At 51.0% G+C, this 18791-nt stretch carries 13 protein-coding genes; all 13 read right to left on the reverse strand.

The window, feature by feature from the left end; all coding sequences use genetic code 11:
• Positions 1–240 precede the first annotated feature (240 nt).
• A complete protein-coding gene (locus BLR75_RS04425) occupies positions 241–1656 on the reverse strand; it encodes an undecaprenyl-phosphate glucose phosphotransferase (RefSeq protein ID WP_084315265.1) in 1416 nt (471 codons plus the stop codon).
• Positions 1657–1804: 148 nt separating this feature from the next.
• Positions 1805–3217 carry a mannose-1-phosphate guanylyltransferase/mannose-6-phosphate isomerase gene (locus BLR75_RS04430; RefSeq protein WP_084315267.1) on the reverse strand — a complete coding sequence of 471 codons (1413 nt, stop codon included), beginning with the start codon at positions 3215–3217 and terminating at the stop codon, positions 1805–1807.
• A gap of 29 nt (positions 3218–3246) precedes the next feature.
• Positions 3247–4500 (reverse strand): glycosyltransferase, encoded by a 1254-nt coding sequence (locus BLR75_RS04435; protein ID WP_084315269.1) that lies wholly within the window; start codon positions 4498–4500, stop codon positions 3247–3249.
• A complete protein-coding gene (locus BLR75_RS04440; RefSeq protein WP_084315271.1) occupies positions 4497–5651 on the reverse strand; it encodes a glycosyltransferase family 4 protein in 1155 nt (384 codons plus the stop codon). The genes BLR75_RS04435 and BLR75_RS04440 overlap by 4 nt, the downstream gene beginning before the upstream one ends.
• Positions 5652–5730: 79 nt before the next feature.
• Positions 5731–6939 (reverse strand): hypothetical protein, encoded by a 1209-nt coding sequence (locus BLR75_RS26305; RefSeq protein ID WP_139206991.1) that lies wholly within the window; start codon positions 6937–6939, stop codon positions 5731–5733.
• Positions 6940–7025: 86 nt separating this feature from the next.
• The gene (locus BLR75_RS04445; protein ID WP_084315273.1) at positions 7026–8078 is read right to left on the reverse strand and encodes a CDP-glycerol glycerophosphotransferase family protein; all 1053 of its coding nucleotides are present in this window, start codon (positions 8076–8078) and stop codon (positions 7026–7028) included.
• A complete protein-coding gene (locus BLR75_RS04450; RefSeq protein WP_084315275.1) occupies positions 8075–9307 on the reverse strand; it encodes an oligosaccharide flippase family protein in 1233 nt (410 codons plus the stop codon). Before BLR75_RS04450 ends, BLR75_RS04445 begins: the two co-directional genes overlap by 4 nt.
• Before the next feature lie 695 nt (positions 9308–10002).
• The gene (locus BLR75_RS04455; RefSeq protein WP_084315277.1) at positions 10003–11493 is read right to left on the reverse strand and encodes an HAD-IIA family hydrolase; all 1491 of its coding nucleotides are present in this window, start codon (positions 11491–11493) and stop codon (positions 10003–10005) included.
• 789 nt (positions 11494–12282) lie between these two features.
• Positions 12283–12792, reverse strand: coding sequence for a transcription/translation regulatory transformer protein RfaH (rfaH, locus tag BLR75_RS04460; RefSeq protein ID WP_084315279.1), 510 nt, complete (start codon positions 12790–12792; stop codon positions 12283–12285).
• Positions 12793–12877: 85 nt separating this feature from the next.
• Entirely contained in the window at positions 12878–15106 is a 2229-nt protein-coding gene (locus BLR75_RS04465; protein WP_084315280.1) for a polysaccharide biosynthesis tyrosine autokinase, read from the reverse strand.
• A gap of 24 nt (positions 15107–15130) precedes the next feature.
• Complete coding sequence (locus BLR75_RS04470) at positions 15131–15577, reverse strand: low molecular weight protein-tyrosine-phosphatase (RefSeq protein ID WP_084315281.1); 447 nt, start codon at positions 15575–15577, stop codon at positions 15131–15133.
• 448 nt (positions 15578–16025) lie between these two features.
• Positions 16026–18521: a glycerol-3-phosphate 1-O-acyltransferase PlsB gene (gene plsB, locus BLR75_RS04475; RefSeq protein WP_084315283.1), complete on the reverse strand. Its 2496-nt coding sequence runs from the start codon at positions 18519–18521 to the stop codon at positions 16026–16028.
• A gap of 47 nt (positions 18522–18568) precedes the next feature.
• Positions 18569–18791, reverse strand: a 223-nt coding sequence (locus tag BLR75_RS26845; RefSeq protein WP_217633565.1) for a hypothetical protein, incomplete at its 5' end; no start/stop codon positions are given.

The raw sequence follows: 18791 nt of genomic DNA on the forward strand, positions 1-18791 counted from the left end.
TCAGTTTCCTTGTAGGAGTGGTCCTTCAGAGTGAAGGTTAAGGGTGGCAAGGAGCCAGTGCAAGTGACAAAGCACTCACCTCTCACCGGTTACAACCCATAAACGCTTTACGTAGGAGCGGACCATGTCCGCGACCAGCGTCTGTTGCCAGCTCCCGTGTGTTGCAGAGATAAGCTTGCTGGCAATTTTCAGTTTTGACTTTACGTAAATTCCTAAAAAGCTGCCGGTGCTTTGAAAAGGTCAATATGCATTCTTATGCACAAACCCCTTGAACACCGTAAAGAACACGATCTTCAAATCCCACCACAGCGACCAGTTATTGATGTATTCGAGATCATGCTCGATACGCTTCTGCATCTTGTCCAGCGTATCGGTCTCACCCCGCCAACCATTCACCTGCGCCCAGCCGGTAATACCCGGCTTGACCTTATGGCGCAGCATGTAACTGTCGATCTGCGTGCGATATTGCTCGTTATGCGCCACCGCGTGAGGGCGCGGCCCGACAATGGACATATCCCCAAACAGCACATTGATGAATTGCGGCAGTTCATCCAGCGAAGTGCGGCGGATAAAGGCGCCCACCCTGGTAATGCGATTGTCGTTGCGCGTGGCCTGGACCACATCCGCACCATTCTCCATCACCCGCATGCTGCGGAACTTCCAGACCTGGATCGGTCGTCCATCGATGCCGTAACGCTGCTGACGGAAGAAAACCGGCCCCGGGGAACTGAGTTTCACCGCAAGCGCGATGAAGAGCATGGGTATGGCAATCAGGCAAAGAATCATCAAGGAAAGAACGATATCTTCAATACGCTTGATGATCGCCTTGGCTCCGGTCATCGGACTGTCGAAGATACTGATGGTCGGTACGCCGTTTATATTCTGGCTACGGGCATGCAGTAGTTCGAAGATGAATACATCCGGCACGATATAAACGGAAGCCGTGGTATCGCTCAACTGATCCACCAGCCAGCGAATACGCGCCTCGCTGCGCATTGGCAAAGTGATATAGATGCGATCGATCTGCCCGGCCCGAGCCTCCGCTACCAGTTGTTCCAAGGTGCCGGAAACCGGCAGGCTGAGTTTGCTTTTGGCGAAGTGCACCGGGTCGCGGCGCTTGTCGTCATAGAAACCCAGCAATTCCAGCCCCATCCAGGGTGCGCCGGCAATATTGCGTGCCAGTCGTTGTCCGAGCGTCCCTGCACCGGCAATGGCTACGGAGCGGGTATTGAAGCCCTTGCGCCGAAGTGCGTTCAGGCTCAGTCGCAGGCCAACCCGGTAAATGCACAGGCCCAGCAAGCTCTGGAAGAACCACTGCGCCAGGTCCAGCGCATCGAGAACAGGCAGGCTCACCACGAACTTGTCGACGAGCAATACGCTCGCGAAACTCGTCGCCCAGATCCAGCAAACCCGGCGCAGTTCCACGATCACTCGCTCGCCGCGCCAGGAACTGTACAACTGGGCGAAATCGCTCAGCAGGTAGAACACCACCAGCGCGAGCAGCGAGGCAATCAACTGGCCCCTGTCGAAATGATCGCCGTGCAGGATCACGGTTCCGACAATGCCGGCCAGGATAAACAGCAGATCCAACAGCCTGTGCAATATCGCAATATTGGCTTGGTGGGGACGTAGGATACCCCTTTCCTTACTGTTCATGGATGCAACTCTTGCCCAGTTTTAGGCTGTTGATTGGTAGAGATCAGGCGCGCCGATGTGCCACGGCAGGCCAGTTTCATCTGGTATTAGCGGAGGAGCAATAACTTGTATTTCTACAAGATTTGAGCGAGGGTATCGAGCCTAATAATCATGCTCTGCCATAACGATCATCAAAGCGGACAATGTCATCTTCGCCAAGATAAGAGCCTGACTGCACTTCAATCAGTTCCAAGGGTATCTTGCCGGGGTTCTCCAACGCATGAATCTGGCCGATGGGAATGTAGGTGGACTGGTTCTCCGTCACTAGATAGGTTTCATCACCGTTAGTCACCTGGGCAGTTCCACTTACGACAATCCAGTGCTCCGCCCGATGGTGGTGCATCTGTACCGATAGTTTGGCGCCGGGTTGTACCGTAATACGCTTGACCTGATAGCGATGACCGTTATCGATGGAGTCATAAACACCCCACGGGCGATAAACTTCTCGGTGGTTCAGATGTTCACTGCGCGCCTCGTTCTTCAGGCGTTCAACAATTTTCTTTACATCCTGTACTTGGTTCTTGTGCGCAACCAGAACTGCATCCTTGGTTTCCACGATCACAAGATCTTCCAATCCAACGGTAGCGACCAGTCGACTATCTGCATGGACGTAGGTATTTCGCGATTGCTGGTCGATAACGTCGCCCTTGAATACGTTGCCCTCCGCATTCTTCCTGCTTACATCCCAAAGGGCAGACCACGACCCAATATCACTCCATCCTGCATTCAGTGGCACCATCACTGCGTCAGATGTCTTCTCCATTACTGCATAATCGATGGAGTCCTCTGGGCAAGCCAGAAATGCTGTCGGCTCAACGCGGGTGAAGTGCATATCCTGGGTGCCGCCAGCCAAGGCTTTTTGGCAGGCATCGAGAATATCTGGACGGAAACGTCCAAGTTCTTCCAGATAGCGACTGGCGCGGAACATGAACATACCGCTGTTCCAGTAGTGGCTACCGCTAGCGAGATACTCTTGTGCGGTAATCAGATTTGGTTTCTCGACGAAGCGGCTGACCCTAAAGCCACCGTCACCCACTGACTCGCCTTTTTCGATGTAGCCATACCCTGTTTCCGGATGGCTGGGCACGATGCCGAACGTCACCAACTTGCCTTCTGCAACAAGGGGTAGAGCGGTGCGGATGCTGGAATGGAATGAGGCGACGTCCTGGATCAGGTGATCAGCTGCCAGGACCAGGAGGATCGGGTCCCTCGATTCGGAGCATGCTTGCAGTGCTGCGAGCGCTATCGCCGGTGCGGTATTACGTCCTGCTGGTTCAAGCAGGATGTTGGCCTGCTCCATCCCTAGCTGACGAAGCTGTTCGGCAGCGAGGAAGCGGTGTTGTTCGTTACAAATTAGATATGGTAGCGATGTATCAAGGCCTTGCAGTCTGTGAATAGTAGATTGCAGCATCGAGAGATCGCTATTGGCGAGCGGTAGAAATTGCTTGGGGTTGAGTTGACGAGACAAAGGCCAAAGGCGAGAGCCCGATCCGCCAGCCAGAACAATGGGAGTGATTTTCATGGTCGTTCTCGTTCAGTTTCGTTTTGTTTCTAATCGAGTGCAGATTTCAGAATTTCTAGCTCGTAGCTATTTGAGAAATAACGGTCGAGAATAAACGATTGTTCGTCGAGCCATTTGGTAAGAAATCCTTCGTCTGAGGAAAGCCTCTGCGCTGCAGCGATCATGTCATCGTCAGAGTTTAAGGGGCGGAAACAAGTGTTTTCTTTGAAAGGGATACCTTGAAAGCCAATGTCGTTTGTTATTACCGCAACTCGATGAGCAATTGCCTCAAGCAGTTTTATCTTTATACCTGTCCCGAATTTAAATGGTGCAATCAATATTTTTCCGGGCAGCAAGAATGAATCTATGTCGTCCACATAGCCGATGAATTCAATTCCTGCAATGCCGGAGAATTCGGTTAGCGTTTTTCCACTAGTCTTTCCGGCAATTTGAAGTCTGTGCTGCTTGAGCTTGGGCTTGATGCTTTTAATTAGATTTTCCAGCGCAGCCAGATTGTGAGGGACCTCATTGTTTCCGAGCCAAATCAATTCTTTTGAGTTGGAATGGTCTAATGGCCTTGTGTTTCGTGGCTTTTCGATTACTGGGAAATTTGTAAAGGTTGCAATGGAGTTTTTGATGCGCTCTTGATAGATATGCTGTTCAGCAGGCGAGGTAAGTAATATGACGTTCGAGACTCTCGATGCTTCGATCTCGCGCTTTAGGCTTCTGCGAGACTCTATCGAAAGTAATAGTCGGCCCAAGGTGTTTATAATTGATTTGATTTTCTCGTTGCCGATGAAATTGGAGTAGCTTCCTAGTAGGTTGAGTGACTTGGAATCCGATTCCATGAAATATGAATATCTGAGCGATAGCAGATCGTCGAGGTCGTAGATGATTCGCGCTGTTGAATATTTCCTAGTTTCCAGCGCGTATCTAAAGAGCCTGATCATATCGAAGTATACTACATCAATTTTCTTGGAGCTTATTATGTGTAGTATTGATTTTGAGTTTTCGTGTGAATAAAAAAGAGCTTCCTGCAGCGTGGGTTTTACAGATAGCAGGTTTCTAAAGATATTGAATGCGCTAGGTCTTTTTAGAGGAATTATGGAGGAAATCCCTGCCTTTTCGTATTCAGGCATGACTTCATTCAGAGGCTTTCTTTTGTTATCAAAGAAGGCAATATGTATCTCGCAGTGCGGGGAGATTCTTCGAATAAAATCAAGAATTAGAGTTTCCCTCCCCCCATCTGCCGGTATAACAGCTCTCGATAGAACTAGCAGGACCTTTGTTTTTTTAGGAGTCATTTTAAGATTGGTGCTATATCGTGGATATCAAGTTTCGAAGGATAGTTTATCGATTGCGTTAGGTTTGAGTACTTCTCGGTATCGTTCAAGTAAAGACTCAAAATTTCGATCCATTGGTGTGGGTCTAGGCTCGCACAAATAGCTCCGGAAAGATAATGGTAGGAGATTCCCTGGCTTGCTAGAGGAGTGCCTAGTACTGGAACTTTGTTATAAAGGCTTTCGGCAACCTTTATATTTACACCTGCACCACTTTTTATAGGTGCAAGCGAAAAAAAGCAGTTGTTCCATACGTCTGAAATGTTTTCCACAAAACCATGAAAAACAATATTAGCCGGAGCATTTTCTGAGAAGCTATTGCTGTTTTTTCCGTACACATGTATTTGGAAGTTATCAGGAAGAACTGGAGCTAGTTCATTCTTTATCCAATTGAATGCCTCGACGTTGGGCCACCAATCAAAGTTGGCAATAAAAGCAAGCTTTATAATTGGTGATTGAGTATTGAATGCAGTATGTGTGCATGAATAATTGAATGAAGGTGGGATTGTAGTGACTTGTAGGCACGAGGACTTTCCTAAACTGTCTGCCAGACTTTTAAAATGTCTAGACTCAGTTTCAGAGATTGAAATAATTCCGTCAACAATTTCTGCTGTGTTTATTTCGAAACTCGAATAGGGGGTGCAATGCTCGGAAAGTTTGTAAATAAAGTTATTGTTAAGTCGCTGCTTGAAAAGGTCCGGCTCACAGTTGTGACTTATATGTAGTATTTTTACCTTGTCCCCATATTTTTTCCTTATCGTTTTCGCTGCATAGCAAAGTTCCAAGTGGTCGATAAATAATATGACTAGTTTGTCTTTGTTGCTGTGGCGAGAAATATGGGTTGATTCTATTTTTTCGATAAGTTCTTTGATGACTTTTTTGCTGTAGAAGTACGCTACCGGAAGCGGGAGGCGATATAGCATGGCGATTGGAAATGCCATCATCTTTCTTATGGTTTTATTCTTTATTCGGCTTATGTCGTAATAGTTAAGAATATCCAGATGGGTGGAGGAAGTTTTTAGTATATTCAAGATGCCTTGGGTAAACTTCGCGCCGCCATTGGTGGGTTCTTTGTGGTCGCCAAATGTCAAGAATAAATAATGGTGCGTCGTCATTCTAATGGTCTTCTTCTATCGGCATCAGAAGGGTTAAAGCTTTATAAAAACCAATTGAGTCAATGGTTGTATGTAAATGTTATCTTTGAGCTAGTCTGAGTTTTTCATTGTGCATGGATTGTGAGCTCTTTATTGCGTCCTGATTGGTAGGCTCGGAGAAAAATAGTAATATCCAGGCAGTAAAGAGCGTCAATGGTTGCAGGAAACTACCACTAGTGATGAAAATCAATGTAAATATTGGAAGACGCAAAGAAGGTTGTGCCATTCTCTTAATTGTTATCATCCACCATGCTAAGTAGGTTAGTGAGAATAATACGCCGTATTCCATTAAGGCTTTAATAAGAGCTGGGTAATTGGCTTGGTTGCCTAGTTGCATTCTGTCCGATATTCCAGGGCCTGCACCGAACATGACTCCGAGAATGTCTAACTGGCCAAGCAGATTGAAGTAGTTTAGGAAGGGGGCGATAAATCTTATATGGGCACTACTTCCTTGGTTGTTGAATTCCGCTATACGATTTAAAAGGTACTCGTTAGTGAGAAACAGTGTGAGCGGGCCTATAGTGGCGAATGAAATAATGATTAATTTTCGTCCCAGCCCAATGCTTGATGTTAGGAACAGGCCAATGAGCCACGATCCAAGAATCATGAATCCTGTTCCTGAGTATGAGGTGAGAATTCCTATGGAAAAAGCTGCTAAAAAGTGAAGTCTTTTTTTGTTATGAACTTCAATAATGAAAAAAATTGCTAAAAATTGCGAGAAAAATGAAGGTTCTAGAAGAGTGAATCCGTTGGATTTATAGATTCCGCTTCCATAGTTCGTCTCGTAAGAGTAGTTGTACCCAGCCAGGATAAAATCCTCTGGAAATATATTTCTTACATCATAAAAGCTCAGTCCAAATGATTGGAAAAGTGATTGCCCTATTCCCGCTAGACAAAAAAGAATGCCAATATTTGGTATTTTGGAGATTAATTGGCGAGGGTTCTTGGGGGAAATAAAAAATATTAAATAGATGACAAGAAAGTACAAAAAGGAAAGGGTGGAGATTTTGTCAGGGCTTTCTATTACTGAAATCATATATGAGGTTATTGCGAGAAAATAAGCGACGATAAGTAGTTTGTCTCCTTTAAGTTTGGCGGTTTTGGATGCCAAAAGAGCTGTTGCTATTAATGAGAATAGCAGTGCAATTATTGGTATGTTGCTTATTTCGGGTATGCAGATTTGTTGGAATGCCAATAGTGAGAAGATTGATGCTGTGAATAATGCATTTAGTATTTTGCTATTTTTCAATTTGGATTGACAATCTGCTGGGCTGGTTAATGGATAGAGGCTCTATAGCTGTTTACAGCTTGCTCTTTGGTCGTGTGAGGTCGTATTTACAGTTTTAGGATTTTTTTAATTGTTGGGATTGCGGATTCAAAATTGAATTTGTTTTCTTCGCTAAGAATGTTTTGATATTTTGGGGTGAGACCGACAGCTTTGATGTAGCAGGCTGGGTCGTGTGCGACCACCATGCATGGAATATTAAGTTCGTTGCTGTCGTAGAAGAGGCTGGAATAGTCAGTAATTACAAGAGCGTACTTGTTAATTGATTCATATATATCAATGGATGTATCGAGAATATACGGATGGAGTAGGTCAATGGATTTGATGCTTTCAGAGTCTATCGGGTGTGGTCGAATTACCAAAACGATGTCATGTTTCTTTAGGAAATCAGAGATGATTTTGCTAAAAACTCTGGTTTTCTCCAGTGTATCTTTAATATTGGATCCTGGAATTTGCATGCGATGGGTGGGGGCATATAATATTTCGAGACGTTTTTCTTGTTTTTTGCTGAATGTGTTTCTTGCTTGTTTTTCAATTTTAATTTTCGGATTTGGTATGGAGAAGAATCTTTTGTAGTCGTCTTCAAGTGATTTTTCTGGACAAACTACGGTATCGCAATGCATGTAATATGCGTATTTGAATACTTTATAGTAAATAGTCAGTATTCTTCTTCTGAGCACGCTTTTGTTCTTCCAATCGCTCGGTGGCCCGATCTCTTTCAGCGGGACGCCATGCCATAGATTTATTATCTTTGAGCCCATTATCAGCATGGGTACAAAGTCAAATATTGAATGTGTGAAATACGCTTCTTTGGCAGTAAGTTGGAGATAAATTCCCCGGAGGGAGTAAGCATAAATTGGACGAGGCGTTATTGTGGCGCTTTTGCAGAGTTCTTTGTTTTTTGTTATCCAGCGCCGATTGTTTATAGGGGTGTTCAAGAATAGGTATTTTGCATTGTCCGCAATTTGGTAGCCACTCATGGAAGAGAAGATTTTTATATTTTTATTCTTGGGGGTCAGTTTCGAAAGCAGCGCGATCGGCCAAAGGAGTGGATAAATTGCTTTAATGAAGAGTGATCTTTTATGGAAATTATTGTAGTTCATGCTATTTCTCGGGTGATCAGTTCTCGAGACTTTTTGATTCGTATTAGCAGTACAATTGTTTCAACTATTAATACGGTTGCGGCAATGTGAGTTGCAAAAGTCATTTTCATGAGGAAGCATGCCGCAAGAAGAATAGCCTGGATTAAGCCGGCGATTATAACGCTAATATTCGCTATGCGTACCTCGCCAAAGGCTCCCAGCATTGGATAGCCTAATAGTATTGATGGCGCCGTTATAGTAAAGATAATCATAAAAAGAACTAGCGTGCTATAGCTCGCTATGTACTCGGCGCCAAAGATTGTTTTTAGCCAGAATTCGCCAGTTAGAATTCCAAATATTAGACCAGATAGACTAATCAATACGGTTGCTTTTATTATTTTTAGAAGCAGCTTTATGTTTCTGCTCTTCACCATGTAAGGATAGAGGGCCTGCGAGATAGGCGTGATTAAAGATTGGGCGGCCTTATATAGCTGTTCTGCTGCTGAGTAGTACGCAACTTGAATTGGCGAAGAGACTAGGCCAAGAAAAAAAGCCCCGCCCGCGGTGTAGGTGGCAACTGCCGCGCGTGACCAGAAGTATTCGGTAGAGTCCTTAAAGGTTTGCCTGACATAATTCCAACCGCACCATTCTGGCCAGTACCCTAGACGATACATTAGGCCCATGCCAATCACGGCGGCAGAAATGTTGGCAATTCCATTAGCAACAGCCACCATGTAGTTGTCATCCGGACCGGATACCCAAAGAATAACCATAAGCAAATACAAGGTGCGTGCAAGTGCAGTGTATATAGTAATAAAACCCATGCGCTCAATCCCCTGGAAGAACCAGATAGGCTGGAAGGTTTGCCCAATAATCGGGAGTATAAGCAGCAAAAAATAGAGGTGATATTCTGAATATTTATCTTGTAGCAGCAAGAATGCTGAAGCTAATACAATCACCGGGATGAGCAAGAGCGCTTTGCATGTCATTACAGCTCCCGCTATCTTGCGAAGCGCAATTGAATCTCCTGAATGTTTTGCAATCTGGTACGTTGCGGAGAGACTAAAACCATAGTCAGTAATTATGCACGCGATTTGTACTATGGTTAATCCAAATGCGATTATGCCATATACTGATAATCCAAGGGTCCGCGTCAAATATGGAATTAGCAGGAATGGTAGTATGTAATTAGCGATTTGAATTATTAATAGAGCGCTAGCGTTGCTGAATAGTAAGCGATGGCTTTGCATTGATTGGTCTTGGTTTTAGGAGTGCCGTATTGTTTTTAGGTTCTGATGGATGTGGTCTTTAGGGGGGGCGGATTATTATATTTCTAGCCTGTAAACGGAAGTTGGTAGGCTTTATTTAAGGTTTCGCTACTGAAAACTGTGTCTTCAGACTGATGTTCTTCCCGAACTTGCAGTGTCAGAAACCAGAACGCACTTGATGGGCTCTTCACGCTGTATCCAAAATATTTCTGGTGTAATGAAAAGGCAAGGATCTCAGTAGTATGCTAATAATAGATGAGGGAAGATGCTCTCGACCTTGCAACCTTCTCAGTCCGTTGATAAAAGTTCTGGCTAGTCCTGTCTGTTCGCCGTGCAGTGCGTGTTCGTCAAAATAATCTGTCTTCTAAATATTTTTTAATTTTATAAATTATTGAATGGCCAAGCTAAAATCAGTAAATACGCACGAAGTCTGGGGGATAGATAAGTACGATGAAGATATGCCAAAGAGCGAAATTCCAAATGGTTTTTTGAGGTTTGGAATTAAGATGAGGGTAAGTGCGTGACTACTAATTTTATCCAAGGTGAGGTGCTGGAGTTTAGTGCTAAAATCTGCGAGAGCTTAATCATTTAATCTCTTCTATTTTGCTGAAAAAATTTTATAGAGATTAATGAGGGGCTATGCTTGATGCCGAGCCCCTCTTAGAATCATTAGCGGGTTATAGATCGGAAATTGAATTTAGTACAAAGTCTGGTTGTGTTTCCGAAAGCTCCAGTTGGTCTCTTGTGCTTTCTCCCGTAAGTACTAGCATGCTTAGAGTATTGATTTTTTTGGCCATCAAAATATCTGTGTGCAAGCGGTCGCCTATTATTATTGTTTTATCGGAAATAAGGTTTCTAGATTTAATAATAAAATCAATCATGTCCTTTGATGGTTTTCCAAATACTTTCTTTGGTGACTTTCCAGTTGTGAGTCGAATCATTTCTAATGTTGCCCCAATGTCAGGAATGGGGCCATATTCCGAGGGGCAGAACATATCACAATGAGTGGCTAGAATATCTGTTCCTTCATTTATGTATTTGCAGGCTGTGATAAGTTTCTGGTAGTTCAGTTCGGTGTCATAACCGAGTACAACGTACTCGGGAGTTGCTGAGTCAATTTGAAAGCCTTCATCAAGAAGAGTTTTTTTCAGACTATTAGTTCCAAGAACATGAATGCTCGTAACACGTTCTTTATGTAGGTATTGAACCAGGGCGTCCGTAGACAGAATTATTTGAGAGGAAGAGGTTTCTATTCCAAATTGCTTAAGGCGCTCAATGTAATCGATTTTGCTTTTTGATGAGTTATTTGAAAGGAAAAATACATTCTTTCCGTTTTCTTGTAGTTTCTGTATTGTTTTTGCGGCCCCTTCTATAGGGGAGTTTCCCACATAAACGGTACCATCCAGATCAAAAAAGAAATTTTCTACTTCGCCAATCTTTTTATCAAGGTTGGAGAATTTTCTGTCGGAAAGCGCCAGATCCTCGTAATTATCAATTTCGACCCAATCAAGTCCTGAGATGTCGCAAGGGGCGAATTGAAGTCTTTCTTGCTGGAATAGACGCTGCATGGCAACTTCAGTCCAGTCTTTGAGATTTTTTTCTTCTTCAATTATTCGGGTGATTTCCTGGAGAAATACTTCAGATGCTGAGGCTGAAAATTTATAAAAATCAATAGAGCAACCATAGGATTCAGTCTCTGGAATTTTCTTTGATATATCCGAAATCGTTCCGTTGTCACGGACGCTAATTTTCATGGACTCGTCATTGAAAATTGTCCTATCTACAGCGATCGCATCACTTGCTTGGTTTTCTAATAGTTTCTTGACGATCTGTCTGTCGATACTGAGGTCTGCGTTATTTAATATGAATGATTTTCCGGCTATGTGGTTCTTTGTGAGATACAAAGAATACATATTGTTTGTTGTTTCGTAGTCCGGGTTCTCTATGATTGTTATTTGGATGTCTTTTATGTGCTTGCAATACTCTTTTATCGCAGAGCCTTCGTAGCCGACTACGATAACAACTTCACTAAATCCAGCTTCGATGTAGGAATCGATCTGATATTGAAGGACCGGCTTTCCGGCGGTGGTTACAAGGCATTTGGGTTTGGAGTTTGTCATTGGGCGAAGGCGAGAGCCAACTCCAGCGGCAAGTATTATTCCAATCATTTTCTCGTCCTGGTGCGAATGTTTTGGCTAGAATGGTTAGATGGAAGGGGCGAAAGCTGAAAGAGTTTTTAAGAATAAAGTATTCGTATTGTCAATACTTGTAGTTTGTCGCCGCGAAGCTTTGACAAAAAATCAAGCTAGGAGCTGTTCTGATTTGAACGATAGAAAACGCTCCGAAGTAGAGGCTGCTTTGATAGCTGGACACGCTACCGCCCCAGGATTGAAGGTCAATTTCCTGAGGACGCAAATCTATCGGCAGGGGAGGTGGCGAGACTCGACCGGCTTGTGGCCAGAAACGAAGACTTGCCCAAGGTGAAGGAGGGAAGCGAGAGATACTGCGCGTTCTTCCTTGACCTCTCATCCTTTTGCACTTCTCGGAGTGCTTGATGGTCTACAGCGCAATGCAGCATGTAACTTTTAGATTGTACGTAACTGGACCTGAAATGTGAAGGCGGTCACTATTCTATGGCCAGGCGAAAAGCCTGATTTAGAGCGGTTGGCTGGATGCTGATGTGGCTATCCGACGAAGTGTCCGGTTGGGCGGTGGATGTGTTTTTTACAAGCCGGTTTTCGTGTTTTTCTGTTTTCTGGATCCCTGCGTTCGCGGGGATGACGGTGCGATAGAGGGGGGCGCATTAGCGGATGGCGGTGTGATAGGAGGTGACGGTGCAATAAGGGATGTCGATGCAATAGTTGGGGGCGGTGCAGTAAGGAGTGACGGCGCGGTAGGGGATGGCAGCGCAACAGGGGAGTGAGGCGCGCGAGAGGAAGTACCTGCGGCTTGTATCTTCAGTGGTAACTGGCAACTTGCCTCAATGGAACGCTGACCACGGTTTCTCGCTGCAGGATATTGAGCAACAACAGAACCCGCTCTTCGCCATCTTTCGCCAGAAATATGGCGTCAATATGCTGGAAGGCTTCATTGTTAATTATTACTTTGTCGCCTTCAGTGAATACCGGTGCGGGCTCGAAGATAGTCCTGTTTTGCAGTCGCTCGATAACTTCCGTAGGCACTGGGATCGGCTGGTTGCCAAAACTGACGATCTGGTTGACCCCGCGCGTCGAGCGGATCGGTAGCCAGTTGTCTTCGACCCTGTCCAGATGAATGAACAGGTAACCGGGGAAGAGCGGTTCGCTGCGAAGTTGCAGTTTTCCCCTGCTCAGGCGTTCCACGCAGTGTTCCGGCAGCAGGCAGGTGTAACCCTGGCGCTCCAGGTGTTCCAGCGCTCGCTGGTCCTGGCGGGGTTTGCATTGAACGAGGTACCAGCGCTTCGCACTGCCACCGGTAACGCATTGCATGGGGCCTCACTTGCAGGACCGCCATCGATCCTGCGCCATCTCTTGGGGAGCGTGGCCGGGGTAGGAGGAACTACCCCGGTTGGGTTCAGGCTTTGTCCGACTTGTACTCGTACTGGTAGTAGCCGTAGCCGCCGTATCCGTAGTAGGCGGACGCGCGCTTTTCCACGCCGTTGAAGATCGCGCCCTTCAGTTCGATGCCGTTCTGCGCGAAGCGGCGCATGGTCAGGTCCACTTCGCGAGCCGGGTTCAGGCCGAAGCGGGTGACGATCAGGCTGGTACCCGCCTGGCGGCCGACGATGGCAGCGTCGGTCACGGCCAGCAGCGGCGGGGTGTCGAGGATCACCAGGTCGAAGTTCTTGCTCGCTTGTTCCAGCAGGGCGGTGAAGTTCGCGTGCATCAGTAGTTCGGACGGGTTCGGCGGGATCTGGCCGCGCGGGATGAAGAAGAAACCATCCACATCGGTCTTGCGAACTGCCGCGTCGAAGTCACAGCGCTTGACCAGCAGGTCGGAGAGGCCGTTGGTCTCCTCGGTGCCGAGCACCTTGTGCAGGTAGCCCTTGCGCATGTCCACGTCGATCAGCAGTACGCGCTGGCCAGTCTGGGCGATCACGGCGGCGAGGTTGGCGGAGACGAAGGTCTTGCCCACCGCCGGGCTGGGGCCGGAAATCATCAGGCGGTTGTTGTCCGCTTCCAGCATGGCGAAGTGCAGGCTGGTGCGCAGGCTGCGCAGGGATTCGATGGCCAGGTCGGTCGGGTGGCTGGTCGCCAGCAGCGGTGCGGCCTTGGCGGATCGGCTCTTGCCCTTGCCGCGTTTCTCTTCTTCGGCTTTCTGCAGGACGCTGTAGGGGATCGAGGCGTAGACCGGCAGGCCCAGTTGCTCGATGGCTTCCGGGGTTTCGATGCCGCGGTTGAGCGCCTTGCGCACCAGCACCAGGGCGACGGCGACGAACAGGCCGAGCATGGTGGCGATCAGGACGATCAGCGGTTTCTTCGGCTTGACCGGCTTGGTGACGTCGACGTCGGCGGTATCGATGACGCGCACGTTGCCCACCGCGCCGGCGCGCATGACGTCCAGTTCCTGGGCCTTGTTCAGCAGTTGGGTGTAGATCTCGGTGCCGACCTGCACGTCGCGGGTCAGGCGCAGCAGTTCCTGCTGGGTTTCCGGCAGGCCTTCGATCTTCTTCGACAGGCCATTCTGCTTGGCGCTGAGTTCGCCGATCTGCTGGATCAGTGCCCGGTAGGCCGGGTGCTGGCGAGTGAACTTGCGGTCCATCTCGGCCTGCTGCAGCTTCAGCTCGGAGATGCTGGTATCCAGCGCAACGATCTGGTCGAGGATGGCCTTGGTTTCCAGGCTGATATCCACCGACTTGCTCTGGGTCTGGTAGGCGTTCAGGGCGTTTTCGGATTTTTCCAGGTCACGGCGTACTTCGGGCAACTGGCCGCGGAGGAATTCCAGGCTGGATGCGGCTTCGGCGGAAGTGCGCTCGACATTCTGCCGTACATACAGCTTGCTGATCTCGTCCAGTACCTGGATAGCACGAGCCGGGTCGTCGTTTTCCAGGGCCATGGCGATGATGCCGGACTCCTTGCCGCGCTCGCTGACATCCAGGTCTTCCTGATACTTCAGGATAGTGGTCATGCGACGCTCGCGGACCACATCGAACTCGGTGCCCAGGTTGGCGTTCAGCTTCTCGACCTGGATGGTCACGCCGTTCTGTTCGTATGGATGGCCGGCTTCGCCCTGGAGCAGGATGTTGTCCTCGTCATCCAGCAGCGTGAAGTGGCCGTTCTCGCCTGCTATTAGCTTGAGGTTCTTCTCCAGCAGCGCTTCAGGCACATCCAGCTGGAAAATTTCCAGTTCCTCGCCGCCCCAGCCATAGCTGTTCAGGCCGAACAATGGCGCAGCGACTTCGCCGGCGGTTTCCGGGGCGAATCGACGGGCGAGGAAGTTGCCGATCAGCGGGAAGCGCTTGGGCTCGGCAATGATGTTCAGATGCAGGTTGTCGACCGCCTTGCCGATGATGGCGCGGGACTTGATCAGCTCGATTTCGGTAACCGCAGCCGACTCCCCGCCGAACATCTCGCTCATGTCGGAAAGGCCGGGAATCGCCGCCTTCTTCTGCTCCACCTGGACGATGGCGTTGGAGCGGTAGATCGGCGTGGCCAGCAGGGCGTAGGCGACGCCCACGGCCATGAAGCCGGCGGTGACACTGGCGATCAGCCACTTGTGGTCGAGCAGGGTGCCGAACAGACCAAGGAGGTCGATCTCGTCGTCGTCTTGGTCGTGCATGGCGATCGCGGGTTGCTGCTGCATGTTTCTGCTTCTTCTTGCGTGAGACTAGCGGTTAGGGCGGATGCGTCTGGACCACGCATCCACGCCTTCCTTGATCAGGGCGTAGGCGTGCTCGAAGGCGGCGCTGCTTTGGCGGTAGGGATCGGGAATTTCGCGGTCGTCCTGCCATTTGCCGAGCAGGAAGGTCTTGCCGCGTGCCTCCGGGGCGATCTGGGTAACGCCTTGCAGGTGGCGTTTTTCCATCACCAGGACCAGATCGGATTCGCGCAACAGGCTGGACGTCAGCTGGCGGGCGCGATGCTCGTGCGGCTGTTCGCCGTGCTGCTGGAGGGTTGCGAGGGCGTTGCGCTCGATGGGCTTGTCGACCAGGGCGCCGAGGCCTGCCGAGCTGACTTGCACGTCAGTACCAGCCAGAGTCTGGCGCAGCAGATGCTCTGCGGTGGGGCTGCGACAGATGTTGCCGACGCAGACGATCAAGATCCTTTTGAACACAACAGCAGTCCGTGCGCATGGTGGGTTGGGGGGATATGGGGCAGCGAATGTAAAGATTGCCTACGTTATGAGTCAAGGAAATCCGTCGGAAAGTTCCCCAGCGGTTTGGAACTTTTCCGAGGAGTTGATGTCATTCTGCCGTCTTTTTTGGTGGGACGTTTTGGTGGGAAATTGGGGACGTTTTTCGCCGGCAGGCTGTCTCCAACAGGCTTCGGCAGCCGCCATACGCACGGCGCGAGCCGTAGGGTGAATCAGCTCCATCGATCCACCATGGTCGAGCATGTGGCCGCGCAATGGTGGATGAAAAAAAGCCTCATCCACCCTACGTCAGCGCCATTCCGCATCCGCCATGCACACTGAAGCTGTAGGAGGCAGCTTGCTGGCGATCGATTGGTTTCCTGTGCACAGCGGTGCCGGTTGATACCTTGGATCGCGAGCAAGCTCGCTCCTACAGGGGGGAGGTGTGGGCGGGCTCCTGCTGCTCCGGCCTTTCCAGCGCCACCTGCCTGATCGACAGCCGTATCTCCGCCGGCAGCACGCGCTTGGCGACGCCTTCGGCGAGGTCGCCGAGTTTTTCGCGGTAGCTCAGCTTGCCGGTTTCGTCCTCGCTCAGGACGCGCTGGTCGAGGAGGGTCTGGATGAAGTGGCGGAACAGGCTCTTGTCGAAGAATTCCGGGGCGTTCAGGCCGTGGAGGATCGACAGGCGCTGGGCCATGACGGTGCACAGGTCTTCCAGCTCCTCGGCGCTGAGCTGCTTCTGGCCGGCGTTCAGCAGCAGGGCGATGGCCATGTAGAAGCGTTGCAGCGTCTGGGTGATGGCGCGGGCCAGCACGGTGAGCAGGACGAACTGCCGCGAACTCGGTGCCGGGCGGATATAGAAGTCGTTGTCGCGGTTCAGCAGGCCATGCGTGACCAGCGCGTCCAGCCATTGGTCGACCACCGCGTCGAGCTCCTCAAGATCCCAGCGGATGAACAGTTCCGCCTGCAGGTAGGGATACAGCGCGCGGGTGAAGTTCAGCAGCTGTTCGCGGCTGATCCGCGCATGATTCTGGAAGAAGCTGGCGATCAGCGCCGGCAGCGCGAAGACGTGCAGGACGTTGTTGCGGTAGTAGGTCATCAGCACCGCGTTCTGTTCGTCGAGGTAGCAGATGCGGCCGAGCGCGTCCTTCTGTTCGGCGAGCAGGCCGAGGCTCTTCACGTACTCCAGCAGGCCCTGGCCGTCGCCTTCCGGCAGGGTGGCGTCGGGCGAGTAGGGCGCCTGGCGCAGCAGGCCGAGGTAGAGGTCGAGGACCCGGGCCAGGGCGTGTTCGTCGAGGGCCTGGCGGTTGGTGGAGAGCAGCGCCAGGGCGACCAGGTTGACCGGGTTGATGGCAGCGGCGTCGTTGATCCGCCGGGCGACTTCGCGGCCCAGTTCGTTGGTGGTTTCGTTCAGCCAGTCGGGGCGGAATTCCGGGGCGAACTGCTGTTGGCGCCAGCCGGGCTGCTGCTGTTCGAGGAAAGCGCTGAGGTGGATCGGCTCGCCGAAGTTCACCCACACCTGGCCGAAGCGCTGCTTCAGCGCGCCGAGCACCTTGACCAGGTCGAAGACAGATTCCTTCTTCTTCGCCGCGCCACGCAGTTCGCCGAGGTAGGTGCGGCCTTCGAACACCCGTTCGTAGCCTATATATACCGGCACGAAGACGATCGGCCGGCGCGAATCGCGCAGGTAGCTGCGCAGGGTGATCGCCAGCATGCCGGTGCGCGGGTTGAGCATGCGCCCGGTGCGCGAGCGGCCGCCTTCGACGAAGTATTCGGTGGAGAAGCCGCGGGTGAACAGCGAGTGCAGGTATTCGTTGAACACCGCCGTGTACAGCTGGTTGCCCCTGAAGCTGCGGCGCATGAAGAAGGCGCCGCCGCGGCGCAGGATCGAGCCGACCACGGGCATGTTGAGGTTGATGCCGGCGGCGATGTGCGGCGGGGTCAGGCCGTTGCGGAACAGCAGGTAGGACAGCAGCAGGTAGTCGATGTGGCTGCGATGGCAGGGCACGTAGACGATCTCGTTGCCGTGGGCGACCTCCTGCACGCGCTCGATGTGGTTGACCTTCACGCCCTCGTAGAGCTTGTTCCAGAACCAGGTCAGCACCACCTCGATGAAGCGGATCACCGGATAGGAGACGTCCGCGGCGATCTCGTTGGCGTAGCGCAGGGCGCTGGCTTCGGCCTTCTGCAGGGAGACGTTCTGTTCGCCGCTTTCCCGCAGGATCGCCTCGCGCACCAGCGGCGCGCGCAGCAGGCCCTTGACCAGGGTGCGGCGATGGGAGAGGTCCGGGCCGATCACCGCGGTCTTCTGGTTGCGGAAGTGCACGCGGAGGATGCGCTGGACCATGCGCAGCGTGCGTTCCGGGCCCTTGCCCTGGTCGACCAGTTCGCGCAGGCGGATCGGCGCGGAGAATTGCACGCGGGTCTTGCGGCCGAGGATGAGGATGCGCGCCAGCTTGCGCAGCCGGCCGGTGACCGCCCAGTTGTCGGCGAACAGCAGCTTCCAGGCGCTCTTCTCGCTGTCCGGCGATTGGCCCCAGAACACGCTGACCGGGATGACCTGTGCATCGGCGATGCCGTTCTGGCTGATCGCGGCGAGGGTGCGCACCAGCGCCGGCGGTGCGCCGCGCTTGTCCTGGCGGCCGAGCCAGTCCGGTTCCGGGGTGAGATAGAAGAAGGCTGCCGGCTCGCTGCTGCCGCCGATATCCACCGGTTTCACCGGGCGCGGCAGGTCGGCCTTGCGGCATTCCGTATCGACCACCGCCAGGTCGCTCACCGAGGGCTGCTGAAGGACGTAGAGGATCGGCTTGCTCCGATCGACCTTCAGGTTGAGCGCGGACTGGTTGATGGTTTCCGAGCGTACCCAGAGATACAGCAGACGACGCAGGGCGCCGAAACCAAGGCGGCGGAACGGATAGCGGGGCATACGGGATTCTTTGATCGGACGGCGAAACGAGCGATTGCTCGGGTGGATTAGTTTGCCGGATTCGCCGGGGCGCGGCAAAAGGACGTGGTGGTGAAGTCCGATGGTTCCCACGCGGGAGTGAGGGAACCATAAAATCCCGCCGACGTGGCCTTGTCGGCGAATGCAGGTGTGGCGACGCTCTTCGTAGGAGCCAGCTTGCTGGCGATCATCCATGCCAGATGGCGGCCCAGTGGCTGCCGGTAAGTCCGGATCGCCAGCAAGCTGGCTCCT

Source organism: Pseudomonas jinjuensis (genome assembly GCF_900103845.1).
Classification (GTDB): Bacteria; Pseudomonadota; Gammaproteobacteria; order Pseudomonadales; family Pseudomonadaceae; genus Pseudomonas; species Pseudomonas jinjuensis.